This is a genomic window from Streptomyces griseoloalbus, assembly GCA_014650015.1.
Taxonomy (GTDB): domain Bacteria; phylum Actinomycetota; class Actinomycetes; order Streptomycetales; family Streptomycetaceae; genus Streptomyces; species Streptomyces griseoloalbus.
On sequence record BMUD01000034.1, the window covers coordinates 48380 to 63578 of the forward strand.

Sequence of the window (15199 nt, forward strand, 5' to 3'; positions counted from 1 at the left end):
CACGATGGTCTTCGTCACCGGCAGGCTGAAGGGATCGAGAATGTTCCGCAAGGTGCTGGTCGCCAACCGCGGTGAGATCGCGATTCGGGCGTTCCGCGCGGGCTTCGAGCTCGGCGCCCGAACCGTCGCCGTCTTTCCGCACGAGGACCGCAACTCGCTGCACCGCTTGAAGGCCGACGAGGCGTACGAGATCGGTGAGCCGGGCCATCCCGTGCGGGCCTACCTCTCCGTCGAGGAGATCGTCCGCGCGGCACGACGGGCGGACGCCGACGCCGTCTACCCGGGCTACGGATTCCTGTCCGAGAATCCCGAGCTGGCCAGGGCCTGCGAGGAGGCGGGCATCACCTTCGTCGGGCCGAGCGCCCGGATCCTGGAACTGACGGGGAACAAGGCGCGCGCCGTGGCCGCCGCCCGCGAGGCGGGCGTGCCGGTCCTGGGCTCCTCGGCGCCCTCCACCGACGTCGACGAACTCGTCCGCGCGGCCGACGGCATCGGCTTCCCCGTCTTCGTCAAGGCGGTCGCGGGCGGCGGTGGGCGCGGAATGCGCCGCGTCGAGGAACCCGCCCAGCTCAGGGAGGCCATCGAGGCGGCGTCCCGGGAGGCGGCGTCCGCGTTCGGCGACCCCACCGTGTTCCTGGAGAAGGCCGTCGTCGAGCCACGCCACATCGAGGTGCAGATCCTCGCCGACGGGCAGGGCAACGTCATCCACCTGTTCGAGCGGGACTGCTCGGTGCAGCGCCGTCACCAGAAGGTGATCGAACTCGCGCCCGCCCCCAACCTCGACCCCGCGTTGCGCGACCGCATCTGCGCCGACGCCGTGCGGTTCGCCCGGCAGATCGGCTACCGCAACGCCGGCACGGTGGAATTCCTGCTCGACCGCGACGGCAACCACGTCTTCATCGAGATGAACCCCCGCATCCAGGTCGAGCACACGGTGACCGAGGAGGTCACCGACGTCGACCTGGTGCAGTCACAGCTGCGCATCGCCGCCGGTGAGACGCTCGCCGACCTCGGCCTCGCCCAGGAGACGGTCACCCTGCGGGGTGCCGCGCTGCAGTGCCGTATCACCACCGAGGACCCCGCCAACGGCTTCCGTCCGGACACCGGGCGGATCAGCGCCTACCGCTCGCCCGGCGGCTCCGGCATCCGCCTGGACGGCGGCACCACCCACGCCGGTACGGAGATCAGCGCCCACTTCGACTCGATGCTGGTGAAACTGACCTGCCGGGGCCGGGACTTCGCCACCGCGGTGGGACGTGCCCGGCGGGCGGTGGCCGAGTTCCGCATCCGCGGCGTCGCCACCAACATCCCCTTCCTCCAGGCGGTCCTCGACGATCCGGACTTCCAGGCCGGACAGGTCACCACGTCGTTCATCGAGCGCCGCCCGCAACTGCTCACCGCCCGCCACTCCGCCGACCGGGGCACGAAGCTGCTGACGTATCTCGCCGACGTCACGGTGAACAGGCCGCACGGCGAACGGCCCGAGCTCATCGACCCGCTGACCAAGCTGCCGCCACTGCCCGCCGGTGAACCACCGGCCGGCTCCCGGCAGCGGCTCGCCGAACTCGGACCCGAAGGCTTCGCCCGATGGCTGCGCGCGTCGCCGACCACTGGCGTCACCGACACCACGTTCCGCGACGCCCACCAGTCACTGCTCGCCACCCGGGTCCGCACCAAGGACCTGCTCGCCGTCGCCCCCGTGGTGGCGCACACCCTGCCCGACCTGCTCTCCCTGGAATGCTGGGGCGGCGCCACCTACGACGTCGCCCTGCGCTTCCTCGCCGAGGACCCGTGGGAGCGCCTGGCCGCCCTGCGGGAAGCCGTACCGAACATCTGCCTGCAGATGTTGCTGCGCGGCCGCAACACCGTGGGCTACACCCCGTACCCGACCGAGGTCACCGACGCCTTCGTCCAGGAGGCGGCGGCCACCGGCATCGACGTGTTCCGCATCTTCGACGCGCTGAACGACGTCTCCCAGATGCGGCCGGCCATCGACGCCGTACGCGAGACCGGCACGGCCGTCGCCGAGGTCGCCCTGTGCTACACCGCCGACCTGTCCGACCCGTCCGAGCGGCTCTACACCCTGGACTACTACCTGCGCCTGGCCGAGGAGATCGTGGCCGCGGGCGCCCACGTCCTGGCCGTCAAGGACATGGCCGGCCTGCTGCGGGCACCCGCGGCGGCGACGCTGGTGTCGGCGCTGCGCCGGGAGTTCGACCTGCCTGTGCACCTGCACACCCACGACACCGCCGGCGGTCAGCTCGCCACCTACCTCGCCGCGATCCAGGCGGGCGCGGACGCGGTCGACGGAGCGGTGGCGTCCATGGCGGGCACCACCTCGCAGCCGTCCCTGTCGGCGATCGTCGCCGCCACCGACCACTCGGAGCGGCCCACCGGCCTGGACCTCCAGGCCGTGGGGGACCTGGAGCCCTACTGGGAGAGCGTCCGCAAGGTGTACGCGCCCTTCGAAGCGGGGCTCGCCTCGCCGACCGGCCGCGTCTACCACCACGAGATCCCCGGCGGGCAGCTGTCCAACCTGCGCACCCAGGCGATCGCGCTCGGCCTCGGCGACCGCTTCGAGGACATCGAGGCGATGTACGCCGCCGCCGACCGGATGCTCGGCCGCCTGGTGAAGGTCACCCCCTCCTCGAAGGTGGTCGGCGACCTGGCACTCCACCTGGTCGGCGCGGGCGTCTCCCCGGCGGATTTCGAGGCGGAGCCCGACCGTTTCGACATCCCCGACTCCGTCATCGGCTTCCTGCGCGGCGAGTTGGGCACCCCTCCCGGCGGCTGGCCGGAGCCGTTCCGCAGCAAGGCCCTGCGGGGCCGCGCCGAGCCCAAGGCCGTCCAGGAACTGACCGCCGACGACCGCGCAGGCCTGGCGAAGGACCGCCGGCCGACGCTCAACCGCCTGCTCTTCCCCGCTCCCACCAGGGAGTTCGAGACGCACCGGCAGTCCTTCGGTGACACCAGCGTGCTGGACAGCAAGGACTTCTTCTACGGACTGCGCCCCGGTAAGGAGTACAGCGTCGACCTCGATCCCGGAGTGCGGCTGCTCATCGGGCTCCAGGCCGTGGGCGAGGCCGACGAGCGCGGCATGCGTACCGTGATGGCCACCCTGAACGGCCAGTTGCGGCCGATCCAGGTCCGCGACCGGGCGGCTGCCTCCGACATCCCGGTCACCGAGAAGGCCGACCGTGCCAACCCCGGCCACGTCGCGGCCCCCTTCGCCGGTGTGGTGACCCTCGCGGTCACCGAGGGCGACGAGGTGGCGGCCGGTGCCACGGTGGCCACCATCGAGGCCATGAAGATGGAGGCCGCGATCACCGCCCCGAAGGCGGGCAAGGTGACGCGGCTGGCCATCACCCGCATCCAGCAGGTGGAGGGCGGCGACCTCCTCGCGGAACTCACCTGAGCCCGTCGGCGTCAGGGACGCCGGACCCGGTCCGTCAGGTCAGTGGCAGGACGGATAGGGTCCGGCTCCATGCCGGAGAAACAGGGGCCGCTCGGATCGGCGAACGGGCTGTGGGCCGCTTTCGGGCTGGCCGGGTGCGCGGGAGCGCTGACATGGATGCTCGGGTGGCTGGTCGTCGGGGTGTCGGAGCTGGACGAGCGGTGTGCTCACGGGCTGGTGGGCCCCGGGGGAGACTTCCGGGTGGAGCGAAGCGGCTTCCCACCGGGCGTGCGCTGCGTGTTCGCCGACGGCTCCACGGTCTCGGCCGGTGACTTCCTGGGCTGGGTGCTGTGGGCTTGTGTCGTGGTCGCGGCCGCCTGCGCCGTCCTGGCGGCCGTGGTCGAGTTCGCCGGGCTGGGACGGGCGCGGGCCGTCGTGCGGTTCGGCGTCCTCGCCATCGTCTCCTGTGTCGTGCTCGCGGTCCTGTGCGCGTTCGTGCCCCTGTACATGGCCCCGCCCGGCCGTGAACCGCTGTCCACCTGCTCGGCGTTCGTCACGGGCGTCTACGAGCGAGCCTCCGAAGTGCGGCGGGCGGTGTTCCCTCCGCAGGCGACGTGCGTCTATCCGAGCGGCGTCACCCACGAACTGGTGCCCGCGTGGTGGGGCGTCATGGCCCGGTCCTCTCTCGGCGCGGTGCTGATCACCCTCTTCGGGCTGGTGCTGGCCCTACGACGGCACGGCTGGAGGCCGCCGATCCCGGAGCCGCGCGGAGCCTGAGTGACCGCGCCGGCTCCCCCGCCCCGGACCCCATCGGCGAGCACGGGGGCCTGGCCCGTGAGCCTTGACCATAATCGGCTGGACATCACCTGGGCTGACGGCGAGCGTTGGCGGAATGGAACAGAACAGGCTTCAGGAGAAGATCTGGGACGCGGACGCCGCCCGACGCTATGACACGCCCGGTACCGGCATGTTCGCCGCCGAGGTCCTGGGGCCGGCCGTGGACCGCCTCGCCCGGCTCGCCGGGGACGGGCCGGCACTCGAGTTCGCGATCGGGACGGGCCGGGTGGCCGTTCCGCTCGCCGCGCGTGGCGTTCGCGTCACCGGCATCGAGTTGTCCCGGCCGATGATCGAGCAACTGCGGACCAAGGCCGACGAGGCCACGATCCCCGTGATCGTCGGCGACATGGCCACCACTGCCGCCCCTGGGGAGTACACCCTCGTCTACCTCGTCTACAACACCATCTCCAACCTGCTCACCCAGGCCGAGCAGGTCGAGTGCTTTCGCAACGCCGCTCGCCATCTCGCGCCCGGCGGGCGCTTCGTGATCGAACTCTGGGTGCCCGAGCTGCGCAAGCTGCCACCGGGCCAGACGGCCATGGTGTGGCAGTCCGAGCCCGGGTACATCGGCCTGGACACGTACGACGTCCTGCGCCAGCACGTCGTGTCGCATCACTTCCGCTTCGACGACACCCAGCAGGCGGAGCTGTTCCGCAGCCCCCACCGCTACATCTGGCCGGCCGAACTCGACCTCATGGCCCAACTCGCCGGATTCGGCCTGGAATCCAGGCACGCGGACTGGAACGGCACCGCGTTCACCGCCGAATCCCGCTCCCACGTCTCCGTCTACCGACTCCCCACCGTCCCGTAGCGACTGCGTTCTACCGACCGGCTCCCACCGTCCCGTAGCGACTTCGTTGTACCGACCGGCTCCCACCGCCCGTAGCGACGCGGCTGCCGCGCACGCCACAGGCGTGTCGCACGCGTAAACGTCCATGGGCGCGCCAAACCGGCGCGTCCATGGGATTGTTCGGCTCGGCCCCGACTTTGAACTCATTGATGACAAAGTATGGACGCGCTGAGCAGAAGTCTCCTAGCGTGTCGGCCGCAACCGTTGGCATTTTTCGGTACCGGAGTCTTCCGGCCCTCCGGTCGACCCTCAGGAGGAAGCATGAGCGCACGGCTGCCCCAGCGCGCCCGAAGATGCCTGACAGGGCTGCTCGTCGGCGCGTTCGTCGCGGGTGGGCTCTGGGGCTCTCCCCTGGCCGCGGCCCAGCCCGGCACCGCGGCGCAAGCCGACGTGCCGCCGCAGGAGCCCGGCGTCACCTTGCGCGTCTTCGACGTCCAGGTCCCGCTCGACAAGATCTGCACCCTCAAGCCCGGTCAGACCCCCAACGTCGACCGGTTGATGCCGACCGTCGACTGGAAGACGACCGCCGACTTCGGAGGGTTCAACGACAACTTCGTCACCCAGGTCACCGGCAACATCCACGCGCCGGCCGACGGTTCGTACACCTTCCGGCTGACCAGTGACGACGGCTCACGGCTGCTGATCGACGACAAGGTGGTCGTCGACCACGACGGACTGCACGGCGCCGAACCCAAGGACGGCACCGTCGAACTCAGCGAGGGCATGCACTCGCTGCGCATCGACCACTTCGAGCGCGGTGGCGACCAGGTGCTCACCCTCGGCTGGCAGCCCCCGGGCGCCGCCGGCTTCGAGACCGTACCTCGGACGGCACTGAGCACCGACGCCGGCGTGGTCCGGGTCACCGCACCGGGCCGCAAGGAGTGCGAGGGCTTCCGGGACTCACCGGGCGACGGCCTCCCGCTCAACTCCGTACGCCCCGACCACACCCTCACCGACCTCCGGCCCGAGGGCTTCGAACCGCAGGTCACCGGCATGGACTGGCTGCCGGACGGCCGTCTGGTCGTGAGCACCTGGGGCGGCACCGACAACACGGCCGGCGAGGTCTACGTCCTCGACGACACCAGCGGCACCACGGGCCCCGACAAGGTGAAGGCGACGAAGATCGCCGAGGGCCTCAAGGAGCCGATGGGCCTCAAGGTCGTGGACGGCACCATCTTCGTCTCCCAGAAGCACGAGCTGACGGAGCTGGGGGACAGCGACGGCGACGGCGTCATGGACAAGTTCAAGACGATCGCCACCTGGCCGTACGGCGGCAACTTCCACGAGTTCGCCTTCGGACTGCTGTACAGCAAGGGCTACTTCTACCTGAACCTGTCCGTGGCCATCGACTACGGCGGCGCCACCACGAATCCGCAGCCGGCACCCGGCCGCGGCGCGACCATCAAGGTGAACCACAAGACCGGCAAGGTCAGTTACATCGCCGGAGGACTCCGCACGCCGAACGGCATCGGCTGGGGCCCGGGCGGTGACATCTTCACGACCGACAACCAGGGCGGCTGGCTCCCCGCGTCGAAGCTGGTCCACATCAAGCAGGACCGCTTCTTCAACCACTACACCAACCCCGCGGGTCCCTTCGACGCTAAGCCGGTGACCCAGCCGGTGCTCTGGCTCCCGCAGAACGAGATCGCCAACTCGCCCAGCACCCCTCTCTACCTGACCAAGGGCAGGTTCAAGGGGCAGATGCTGTTCGGTGACGTCACCTACGGCGGCCTCCAGCGCGCCTACCTGGAGAAGGTCAAGGGCGAGTACCAGGGCGCCGTCTTCCGCTTCACCCAGGGTCTCGAGGCCGGTGTGAACCGCATCGCCATGGGTCCCGACGGCGCGATCTACGCGGGCGGCCTGGGCGCGGACGGCAACTGGGGCCAGGAGGGCAAGCTCAAGTACGGCCTCCAGAAGCTGTCGCCCAACGGCGGCAACGCCTTCGACATCCAGGCCATGCGGGCGAAGAAGGGCGGCTTCGAGCTGGAGTACACCCAGCCCCTGTCGCAGGAGACCGCTGACAACCTTGTCAGCCACTACGAGGCCCAGCAGTGGCGTTACACCCCGACGAGGGACTACGGCGGACCCAAGATCGCCGAGGAGACCCTGAAGGTGACGTCGGCCGTGCTGTCGGACGACCGCAAGAAGGTGACCCTCAAGATCGAGGGACTCCAGCCGGGCCGCGTCGTGCACGTACGGTCCCCGCGCCCGTTCAGCTCGGCATCGGGCGAGTCCCTGTGGAGCACGGAGGCCTGGTACACGCTCAACGCCATGCCGGGCAAGCAGCCGGCACCGTCGCCGCTGTACGAGGCCGAGGAAGCGACGATCACCGGAGAGGCCGGCATCAACACCGACCACCCGGGCTACTCCGGCAGCGGCTTCGTCGACCGGTACGCCACCCGGGGGGCCACGACGACCTTCGACGTCGACGTGCCCAAGCGCGGTACCTACGACGTGGGGCTGCGCTACGCCAACGGCCCGGACCCGTTCCGGGGCACCAAGTCCCTCTCCCTGTACGTCAACGGGAAGAAGGTGAAGCAGACACAGCTGCGCGACACCGGCAACTGGGACACCTGGTCGACGCAGCGGGAGGCACTGCCCCTGCGGGCCGGGCACAACACCATCGCCTACCGGTACGACGAGGGCGACACGGGCCACGTCAACCTCGACCTCATCACCGTCGACCCGCACGGCAGCCCCATCACGCTGTTCGGCGGCGGCGGCCTCGACCGGTGGCAGCACACCGACGGGCGGCCGGTGGAGTGGCCCGTGGCCGACGGCGCGATGGAGGTCTGCTGCGGGGACATCCGCACCAAGGACACCTTCGACGACTTCAAGCTGCACGTGGAGTTCCGGCTCCCCAAGCTCCCGCCGGACGTGACGGGACAGGACCGTGCCAACAGCGGCGTCTATCTCCAGGACCGCTACGAACTCCAGATCCTGGATTCCTTCGGTGACACCACACTCGACAACAACGAAGCGGGAGCGATCTATCTGAAGAAGGCCCCCGACGTGAACGCCGCGACCGCACCCGAGACCTGGCAGTCGTACGACATCGTCTTCCACGCGGCGCGCTACGACGCCGAGGGCAAGAAGACGGCCGACGCGCGGATCACCGTGGTCTGGAACGGCAAGACGATTCACGACAACGTCGCGATCGACAGCCCGACGGGAGGCGGAGCCGCCGAGGGCCCGGCCGCCGGAGCCATCCGGCTGCAGGACCACGGGAACGCGGTGCGCTACCGCAACATCCGTATCGAGCCGCTGAGCTGACGCGAGGTGACCGGGGCCGGAGCCCTGCCGTCCGAACCGGACGGCAGGGCTCCGGCTGTCTCGTTCTCGTTGCGGCGCAGACGCCGCGCCTGGTGCCGCCCGCCGAGCAGGGCCGCGGCCGGTGGGACACCGGCGCGATCGCCGAGGGCGTCGAGCCCCTGCGGGCCGCCGCCCTCGCCCGGGACCGGCTCGGCGAGTCCCGGGCGGGGACCGCCCTCGCGGGACTCCACGCCGACGCGCCCACCGCCGAGGAGACCGACCGGGTGCGGATCGTCGAGCGGTACGACGAACTGACGCGCCTGACGGACAACCCGGTCGTCCGGCTCGACCGCGCGGTCGCCGTCGGTGAGGCCGACGGACCACGGACCGGCCTGGCGGCGCTCGAGACCGCAGCCGGCCACCGCCCGGTGGTGGAACGGTCCCACGACGAGATCCTGGCCGACGCGCACGCGCGCTGCTGCCGCCGGACGCCTTCCACCGGCCGGTGGGCTGCCCCGTCACCCACAGGATCTACCGCGACGCCGCCCACCGGTCCGGTTCGTGCCGCCGTTCACGAGGCGCGGGACGCCGGGGGAGGAGTAGCCGGACGGCGGGGCCGAAGGGCGAGTGTCCATGCCCGGTGGCACGCTGAGGCCAAAGGGAATCTGCGAAAGGACATAGCGGTGATCACCACTGACTTCGCCCCCGGCTCTCCCTGCTGGCTCGACCTGGGCGCGCCCGACGTCCGGGCCGCCGCCGCCTTCTACGGCGCGGTCCTCGGCTGGGACTACGAGTCCATGGGGGAGGGGGAGGACATGGAAGGCGGGATGTTCCGCAAGGACGGCAAGATCGTCGCCGGTCTCGGCAGACTCACCGAGGAAGGCGCGCGCCCCGCCTGGATGATCTACTACAGCGTCGCCGACGCGGACGCCACGACCCAGGCCGTGGAGCGCGCGGGCGGAACGGTCCGGGTGGCGCCGATGGACCTCGAACAATGGGGGCGCATGGCACAGTACAGCGACCCGCTGGGTGGCCAGTTCGCCGTCTGGCAGCCGAGGGACACCAAGGGCGTCGACCTGGTGGACCAGCCGGGGTCACTGTCCTGGACCGAGCTGTACACGAGCGACGCGGCGGCCGCGAAGGAGTTCTACGGCGGTGTCTTCGGCTGGCGGTTCAGCGACATGGAGCTGCCGGGCGGCGGGGGCACCTACTCGCTGATCACCCCGGCGGGACTGCCCGAGGAGCGCATGCACGGCGGCGTCATGCAGCTCCGCAAGGAAGACCTCGCACTGGCGAACGGGCGGCCGTACTGGCACCCGGTCTTCGCCGTCGCCGACTGCGATGCCGCCGTCGCCGAGGTCACCGGGAACGGCGGGACCGTGCAGATGGGTCCGCAGGACGCGGAAGGAGTCGGCCGCCTGGCCGTCTGCCTCGACCCGGCCGGCGCGGATTTCGTGGTGCTCACCCCGGCCCGGAGCTGAGGGCCGGGATGCCGGTCGGCGGGAGCCCCGCCGACCGCCGCCGGAACCCCGTCACCCGGCCGAGCGCTGCGCGTACACCTCGATCTCGATCTTCATACGGGGATCGGCGAGACCGCACACGAGCATCGTGGCGGCCGGCCGTACGTCGCCGAAACGGCGGCGCAGGACCGGCCAGCAGGGCTCGAAGTCGGCCCGGTCGGGCAGGAGGTACCGCACCCGCACCACCTCGGCGACGGTGCATCCCGCCTCGGCCAGCGCGGCCTCCATGCTGCGCAGGCACTGTTCGGCCTGCTCCACCACATCGTCGGAGATCGTCATGGTGGCGTAGTCGAAGCCGGTCGTGCCGGACACACGCACCCACTCGCCGGTGACCACGGCGCGGGCACAGCCGATCTGCTCCTCGAACGTCGAGCCGCCGAGGATCGCACGTCACTCTGTCATACGCCGAACGCTAAGTGACGGGCTCCGAGAGATCCAATACGGCAGCGGTCGACGAGTCCCGGCACACCGACGCCGGTCCGCAGCGGGGCCTGCTTCACCCGGCCGGGTGAAGCTGCCGCAGGGCTTTTAGTACTTCCTGGTCGGAGACCTGGTGGAAGTCGGCGTACCACTCGCCCACGGAACGCAGGTGCTGCGGCTGGTGCAGGGAGACGACGTCATCGGCCTCGTCCCGCAGCGCCGCCGCGGTCTCGTGACCGCACACCGGCACCGCCAGCGTGAGACGCAGGGGTTCCCGGCGGCGCACATGCCGCAGGGCCGCGCGGGCGGTGATCCCCGTGGCCAGCCCGTCGTCCACCACCACGACGCTGTGACCGCGGACGTCCGGGGCGGGGCGACCGCCGCGGTAGACCTGCTCACGCCGACGCAGTTCGACGCGCTCCCGGGCCACCTCGGAGCCGAGTTCGTCCTCCGAGAGATCCATGATCCGCAGCCCGGTGCGGTCGAACACCGGCGGATCGTCCCCGACGATCGCCCCGACACCCACTTCGGGCGAACCGGGCACCCCGATCTTGCGGACGACGAGGACGTCCATCGGGACACGCATCACCCGGGCGATCTCCGCTCCGACCGGGACGCCGCCGCGCGGCAGCGCCAGCACGGTCACGTTCGCCAGATCGCCGCTGCTCGCCCACTCCAGCAGCCTCACGGCCAGTTCCTGGCCGGCCTGCTCACGGCTTTGGAATCGCACGGCTCGCTCCCTTCCTCGGCCACCGGTTCCGGGTAACCGCTCATCGTCCCGGCACTCACGCACCGCGATCACGGCGGCCGGCGGGCCGGTACGCCGACCGCGGCACAGCCGGGCCGTTCCGTCCTGGCCGCCGCCGGTCAGGGTGTCGCCGTCCGGGGAGAACGCGGCCGAGGTGATCCAGTCCGTGTGGGCGCTCAGGGGCCCGCCGACGGGACGGACACCGCCCGGTCACGCGTGTGCCAGCCGGGCCCCGCCGTCCGCACCGCCGGTGGCGAGGCCGTCCGGGGAGAAGACGACGGCGAGCACACCGTCAGGATGTGCGTCCGCGAGCGTGCCGATGGGGGGCGGCGGGCGGCTCGGCTCGGAGACGTCCTGCAGCCGCACGGTGTCGTCCGGCCCGGCCGTGGCCAGCATGTGCCCGTCGGGGCTGAAGGCCACGGCCGTCACGGCCGCGGAGTGCGTGCCGAGCGGGTCGCCCAGCGCGCGGATGTCACCCGAGCCTGTCCCCGCCCGCGACCGATCCGACACCCACGGCCGGCCCCGTCGGCCCGGTCGGCTCCTGGCGGGTGAGCGGGATCGGTTCCTCCCCGGGCTCTTCGGACGACCGGTGACCTCGGACGCCGCCCGGTCCGCCCGCCGGTCCGCCGCGCGCCGCACGACGAGCCTTCCCGAGCAGCGCCACCTCGGGGCGCAGGCCAACCGGCTGACACCGTAGGCGCGCACCGCGGCAGGGGTCCGCCGCTCACGGCACAGTGGAGAGATGAACACAGAGGACGAAAGAGTTCTGGCCCGGGCACGCGTGGCGACCAGGCTTCCCGCCCAGGACCTCGACCGGGCGCGGCGTTTCTACGCCGAGCGGCTCGGTCTGGAACCCGTCGACGAACGGCCCGGTGGGCTGCTCTACCGTTGCGCCGACGCGGAGTTCGTGCTGTTCCGTTCGACGGGAGCGCCTTCGGGCACCTTCACCCAGATGGCGTTCGAGGTCGACGACATCGAACGCGTCGTATCGGAACTCAAGCGGCGCGGCGTGGTGTTCGAAGAGGTCGACGTACCCGGGTTCCGCACCAGGGACGGTATCGCCGAGATCGACGGGAACTATCCGAGCAAGGGCGCCCGCGGCGAACGCGGTGCCTGGTTCCGCGACAGCGAGGGCAACCTGCTGGGCGTCGGCGAGCCGGTCGTCTGAGGCCGGTGCGGCCCGTCGCGGACGCGGAGTCCCGGTCACCGACGTCACCCGCCCGCGAGTCGGAGACGTGGAACCGCTTCTCGCCGGGGGACAGGACGACACCGTTGGGCCCCGCGAACCCGTCCGCGGCCAGGTGCACGTCCCCCGACGCGGGGCCGATCCGGTACACGTTGCACCCGCCGATCTCGGACTCGGCGCGGTGGCCCTCGTAGTCGCTGGTGATGCCGACGTCCGTGCTGCGCCGGCTGTACGCGATCGACGGGGTCAGCGGGACGCGGGCCGCGGTGGTGCCGGAGACCTTCTTCGAACGGCCGCTGGACGCCGGTCGGACCCCGTCGAGCGGCCCCGTCAGCCGGTCGTCCTGACGGGCGCGCTGCTGCGGCCGTGGCGTCGACCGGTGAGTTCGGCGTCGAGCGTCGCCTGGGCCACCCGCATGCCCTCGGCGTGGACGGGATCCTGCAGCCGCCGCCACATCTCGTCCTCTGAGACGTCCTCCACGTGGCTGACCACCCACCAGATGTTGCCGAAGGGGTCCGTGACGCGCCCTCCGCGCTGTCCGAAGGCGTTGTCCGCCAGGGGAGTGACGAGCCGGCCGCCGGCTGCGAGGGCTCGGGAGAACACCGCGTCCGCGTCCGCGACGAACACGCGCAGCAGGCTCGGCATGACGGGCCAGTCCGCACGCCGGTCGAAGGCCAGCACGACGGTGTCGCCGACCCGGATCTCCCCGTGGCCGATCGAGCCGTCCTCGGTCGGCACCCGCCCGAGCTCCTCACCGCCGAACGCCTGGGTGACGAAGTCGAGGAACGCCCCGGTGTCGTCGGTGACGACCCAGGGGGCGACGGTGGTGTAGCCCTCGGGTGCGGCGGTGGCGTTGTTCTGTCCGGGCATCATGGGTTCCTTTCGCCGGTGTCGGTCGCGGGCGACGATAGGAAGGAAAGAGGTCAGATGCTGTCCTCGTCGGGCCGGTAGGTGAGAAAGGCGAGGCCGTCGCCCACGGTGCGGGTGGTGACGAGACGCAAAGGCCTGCTGGTGCTCGTCCTGTCGAAGAGACGCCGGCCGGCCCCGAGGACGACCGGGAACACGGTGAGCCTCAGCTCGTCGACGAGGTCGTGCTCCAGCAGAGCGTGGGCGAGCCGGATGCTGGCGTAGACGACGATGTCGCCGTCCAACTCCTCCTTCAGCGCCGAGACCTCCTCGACCACGTCGCCGGGGAGCACCTTGCCCCTGAAACCCGTCGCACTGCTCCATTCGGGTTCCTGGACGGTGGCGGAGACGACGTACTTGGGCAGGCTGTTCAACCGGTCCGCCCACGCGCCACTGCGGGACAGCCACCGAGCGGCGAACCACTCGTCGCTCCGCCGGCCGAGCAGCAGCGCCTCGGTGGCCCGGGCCTCCGCCAGCTCCATCTCGGCCCACGCCGCACGGTCCTTGTCGCTCATCCGGAGGAACCAGCCGCCGCGGCTGAAGCCCTCCTCACCGGTCGGGTCCTCGACGACACCGTCGAGCGTGACGTTCTCGCTGATGACGATTCTGCCCATCGTGTCCCTCCTTGGCGGGTGCACAGAGCACGGCTGCACTTCATGATCCTCGCCCGCCGCGTTCGCGCGACCGCGTCCGACCGCGCTCCGTCCGCTGTCCGAGGCGTTCCGTACGCTCTGCGCGTACCGCACGGAACGAGGAGGGCGACGATGGCAGTCACCGCGCAGGACGCGATCGAGGCGCTGCGGGAGCTGGAGCGCCGCTTGCCGGACAGGTTCACCATCGAGCCCGGCGCCACGGATGCCGAACTGACCGAGGCGGAGCCCCGGCTGCCGGACGACATACGCACCTTGCTGCGTGCCGTGAGTGCCATCCGGGTGGCCGGCGGGGAGTCCTTGTCCCTCGATCCCCGGGTGAACAGGGTGGACCGCCGCTGGATGTGGGGGCCCGGCGAGGAAACCCGGGTGCTTCTCTCCCTCGCCACCGGTGACCACTTCTTCGTCGACGTGCACCCCGGGACCGGGGCGTGGGGCGCGGTGTTCTCCCAGTCCGCGGACTTCTTCGACACGTACGCCTACTGCGCCCGTTCCCTCCCGGAGTTCCTCGTCGACTACGCGCGCGAGGCCATGGCCCTCGCGGACCGGGTCGAGGCCGAGCCGGACGCGTACGACCGGGACGAGGAGGAATTCACCATCCGGTTCCCCTGCGAGTCGGTGTGGGGCCTGCGGACCGAGGCCTTCGGCACCCCCGTGGCCGAGCTGCGCGGCACGGCCCTCGGGACTGGTGGGCTCGCATGTTGAGTTGTCGCGTATTCGCCAAGCGGCCGTAAGCTCCGATCACGTCCTGTGATCGCGGCGGTAGATTATCGACATGCCGCCTCCTTGGTGAGTGCCTACGCAGCAGTGGCAGCAGTCGTGTTCGGCGTCGTGAACGTTGCGCTTGCTGCTCACCTTGTCCGCCGACAGGAGAGTCACAAGCAGGCGTGGCAACACCTGCCTGCGGTCATCGAGGCGTTCGGCGATGCCAGCTTTCGCTTCATGAGGGAAGTGTGGGAGATCGACTGGGACGTCTTGCCACCCGATAGTCGTGGCGAACACGGGATGGACGAGGCTAAGGAAGCCACGTTGCAGTTGAACAAACTGGAGGTGTTCGCCCGCCCGGAGACCATCAGGGCAGCTCGCGACGCACTTCACGCTGCCGATGCGATTCGACTGCACTACTGCAACCGGCTCGAACAAGGCAACAGCGCAGGAGAGAAGCGCTGGGACCTCTATGAATCATTCGCCAAGGCGCATCATGCCTTCCTGGTGGCTGCCCGCAGGGAACTTGGGCTCAAGCCCCCGCCGCCGTTCGGCTTCGCTGTGCCTCGTGAAGATCCGAATCGGCTCGCGGCTCTGCGATCTCGCATTCCGCGGGCCCGAGCAAGCAAGGCCGCGGGTCTGTGTAGCGAACGGTGGAACTCGGTCGGTTTTGTTCAGCGGCGTCCGGCGGTGAGCCGGCCGTCGAAGGTGATGTCGAAGGCTTGGAGCGC

Annotated in this window: 15 protein-coding genes and 2 pseudogenes; 9 read left to right on the forward strand and 8 right to left on the reverse strand. The window is 70.7% G+C overall.

Translation table 11 applies throughout. The features are described 5' to 3' along the window. The first annotated feature begins 40 nt into the window (after nt 1–40). The 4 genes from IE178_RS33000 (at nt 41) to IE178_RS33015 (ending at nt 8354) form a co-directional block, all read left to right on the forward strand. Nucleotides 41–3415 carry a pyruvate carboxylase gene (locus IE178_RS33000; RefSeq protein WP_193514799.1) on the forward strand — a complete coding sequence of 1125 codons (3375 nt, stop codon included), beginning with the start codon at nt 41–43 and terminating at the stop codon, nt 3413–3415. A 69-nt stretch (nt 3416–3484) separates the two neighbouring features. After that, nucleotides 3485–4171 carry a hypothetical protein gene (locus tag IE178_RS33005; RefSeq protein ID WP_193514800.1) on the forward strand — a complete coding sequence of 229 codons (687 nt, stop codon included), beginning with the start codon at nt 3485–3487 and terminating at the stop codon, nt 4169–4171. A gap of 115 nt (nt 4172–4286) precedes the next feature. Further along, nucleotides 4287–5042 (forward strand): class I SAM-dependent DNA methyltransferase, encoded by a 756-nt coding sequence (locus IE178_RS33010; RefSeq protein ID WP_193514801.1) that lies wholly within the window; start codon nt 4287–4289, stop codon nt 5040–5042. Nucleotides 5043–5342: 300 nt separating this feature from the next. Continuing rightward, the gene (locus IE178_RS33015; protein ID WP_193514802.1) at nt 5343–8354 is read left to right on the forward strand and encodes a 3-keto-alpha-glucoside-1,2-lyase-like domain-containing protein; all 3012 of its coding nucleotides are present in this window, start codon (nt 5343–5345) and stop codon (nt 8352–8354) included. On the opposite strand, the gene IE178_RS33020 is transcribed toward IE178_RS33015, so the two are convergent. Next, nucleotides 8321–8779: a hypothetical protein gene (locus tag IE178_RS33020; protein WP_193514803.1), complete on the reverse strand. Its 459-nt coding sequence runs from the start codon at nt 8777–8779 to the stop codon at nt 8321–8323. The two genes, IE178_RS33015 and IE178_RS33020, sit on opposite strands and share 34 nt — an antisense overlap. 237 nt (nt 8780–9016) lie before the next feature. Here IE178_RS33020 and IE178_RS33025 point away from each other — a divergent pair, with 237 nt between their 5' ends. Then, complete coding sequence (locus IE178_RS33025; protein WP_184764859.1) at nt 9017–9814, forward strand: VOC family protein; 798 nt, start codon at nt 9017–9019, stop codon at nt 9812–9814. 51 nt (nt 9815–9865) lie between these two features. On the opposite strand, the gene IE178_RS33030 is transcribed toward IE178_RS33025, so the two are convergent. From IE178_RS33030 to IE178_RS33040, 4 genes and pseudogenes are all read right to left on the reverse strand, one after another. Beyond that, nucleotides 9866–10237, reverse strand: coding sequence for a RidA family protein (locus IE178_RS33030; RefSeq protein ID WP_318280380.1), 372 nt, complete (start codon nt 10235–10237; stop codon nt 9866–9868). 112 nt (nt 10238–10349) lie between these two features. After that, the gene (locus tag IE178_RS33035; protein ID WP_184764858.1) at nt 10350–11003 is read right to left on the reverse strand and encodes a phosphoribosyltransferase; all 654 of its coding nucleotides are present in this window, start codon (nt 11001–11003) and stop codon (nt 10350–10352) included. A 117-nt stretch (nt 11004–11120) separates the two neighbouring features. Further along, nucleotides 11121–11201, reverse strand: a pseudogene (locus IE178_RS36665) (hypothetical protein); the annotation flags it as partial. 30 nt (nt 11202–11231) lie between these two features. After that, the gene (locus tag IE178_RS33040) at nt 11232–11531 is read right to left on the reverse strand and encodes a WD40 repeat domain-containing protein (RefSeq protein ID WP_193514804.1); all 300 of its coding nucleotides are present in this window, start codon (nt 11529–11531) and stop codon (nt 11232–11234) included. A gap of 232 nt (nt 11532–11763) precedes the next feature. On the opposite strand from IE178_RS33040, the gene IE178_RS33045 reads away from it, so the two are divergent. After that, nucleotides 11764–12189, forward strand: a complete 426-nt coding sequence (locus tag IE178_RS33045) for a VOC family protein (RefSeq protein ID WP_193514805.1) — start codon at nt 11764–11766, stop codon at nt 12187–12189. A 40-nt stretch (nt 12190–12229) separates the two neighbouring features. On the opposite strand, the pseudogene IE178_RS36395 reads toward IE178_RS33045, so the two are convergent. Further along, nucleotides 12230–12421: pseudogene (locus IE178_RS36395) on the reverse strand (SMP-30/gluconolactonase/LRE family protein); the annotation flags it as partial. On the opposite strand from IE178_RS36395, the gene IE178_RS33050 reads away from it, so the two are divergent. Further along, on the forward strand, nt 12411–12554 hold the full coding sequence (locus IE178_RS33050; RefSeq protein ID WP_193514814.1) for a hypothetical protein: 144 nt from the start codon (nt 12411–12413) through the stop codon (nt 12552–12554). The pseudogene IE178_RS36395 and the gene IE178_RS33050 overlap by 11 nt on opposite strands. Here the strand turns inward: IE178_RS33050 and IE178_RS33055 are convergent. Together IE178_RS33055 and IE178_RS33060 are read right to left on the reverse strand one after the other, a co-directional pair. Next, nucleotides 12538–13077, reverse strand: a complete 540-nt coding sequence (locus tag IE178_RS33055) for a VOC family protein (RefSeq protein ID WP_193514806.1) — start codon at nt 13075–13077, stop codon at nt 12538–12540. The two genes, IE178_RS33050 and IE178_RS33055, sit on opposite strands and share 17 nt — an antisense overlap. A 53-nt stretch (nt 13078–13130) precedes the next feature. After that, a complete protein-coding gene (locus IE178_RS33060; RefSeq protein WP_193514807.1) occupies nt 13131–13727 on the reverse strand; it encodes a dihydrofolate reductase family protein in 597 nt (198 codons plus the stop codon). Between the two features lie 150 nt (nt 13728–13877). Between IE178_RS33060 and IE178_RS33065 the strand changes: the two genes are divergently transcribed. Both IE178_RS33065 and IE178_RS33070 read left to right on the forward strand, forming a co-directional pair. Beyond that, nucleotides 13878–14468, forward strand: a complete 591-nt coding sequence (locus IE178_RS33065; RefSeq protein WP_193514808.1) for a hypothetical protein — start codon at nt 13878–13880, stop codon at nt 14466–14468. Between the two features lie 102 nt (nt 14469–14570). Then, the coding region (locus IE178_RS33070) for a hypothetical protein (protein WP_193514809.1) at nt 14571–15199 on the forward strand (629 nt) is incomplete at its 3' end.

Bases quoted from the DNA above. Each gene is read 5' to 3' on its own strand.
- IE178_RS33000 (WP_193514799.1), top strand. From the start codon at position 41: ATGTTCCGCAAGGTGCTGGTCGCCAACCGCGGTGAGATCGCGATTCGG.
- IE178_RS33005 (WP_193514800.1), top strand. From the start codon at position 3,485: ATGCCGGAGAAACAGGGGCCGCTCGGATCGGCGAACGGGCTGTGGGCC.
- IE178_RS33010 (WP_193514801.1), top strand. From the start codon at position 4,287: ATGGAACAGAACAGGCTTCAGGAGAAGATCTGGGACGCGGACGCCGCC.
- IE178_RS33015 (WP_193514802.1), top strand. From the start codon at position 5,343: ATGAGCGCACGGCTGCCCCAGCGCGCCCGAAGATGCCTGACAGGGCTG.
- IE178_RS33045 (WP_193514805.1), top strand. From the start codon at position 11,764: ATGAACACAGAGGACGAAAGAGTTCTGGCCCGGGCACGCGTGGCGACC.
- IE178_RS33050 (WP_193514814.1), top strand. From the start codon at position 12,411: ATGCCGACGTCCGTGCTGCGCCGGCTGTACGCGATCGACGGGGTCAGC.
- IE178_RS33055 (WP_193514806.1), bottom strand. From the start codon at position 13,077: ATGCCCGGACAGAACAACGCCACCGCCGCACCCGAGGGCTACACCACC.
- IE178_RS33060 (WP_193514807.1), bottom strand. From the start codon at position 13,727: ATGGGCAGAATCGTCATCAGCGAGAACGTCACGCTCGACGGTGTCGTC.
- IE178_RS33065 (WP_193514808.1), top strand. From the start codon at position 13,878: ATGGCAGTCACCGCGCAGGACGCGATCGAGGCGCTGCGGGAGCTGGAG.